1 protein-coding gene is annotated in these 527 nt (G+C 38.1%); it reads left to right on the forward strand.

Annotated features, from left to right (window positions below; translation table 11 throughout):
* Positions 1-18: 18 nt before the first annotated feature.
* A partial coding sequence (locus DW739_RS14775; protein WP_147355522.1) for a flavodoxin family protein occupies positions 19-527 on the forward strand: 509 nt, incomplete at its 3' end.

Raw genomic sequence — 527 nt, forward strand, 5'->3', positions numbered from 1 at the left:
AAGTTGGAGGATACACGCATGAAAATTGTAATCATTAATGGAAGTGCCAGAAAAGGAAATACGCTGGCAGCAATCAATGCATTTATAAAAGGAGCGTCAGAAAAGAATAAAATTGAAATCATTGAACCCGACAAACTCAACATTGCACCATGCAAGGGATGTGGTGTCTGTCAATGCTCTAAGGGATGCGTCGACAAGGATGATACAAATTCTACAATTGATAAAATTGCTGCCGCAGATATGATTCTTTTTGCTACACCAGTTTATTGGTGGGGAATGTCAGCACAATTGAAACTTATCATTGATAAGTGCTACTGCCGTGGATTGCAGTTAAAAAACAAAAAAGTTGGCACAATTGTTGTAGGTGGTTCTCCCGTAGGCAGTATCCAGTATGAGCTGATTGATAAGCAGTTTGACTGTATGGCAAAATATCTTTCATGGGATATGCTTTTCAAAAAATCATATTACGCAACAGCCAGAGATGAACTTGAAAAAAATAAGGATTCCATGAACGAACTTGAGTGGAT

Origin of the sequence: Clostridium sp. AM28-20LB, from assembly GCF_003480665.1 — a bacterium.
Lineage (GTDB): Bacteria > Bacillota > Clostridia > Lachnospirales > Lachnospiraceae > Otoolea > Otoolea fessa.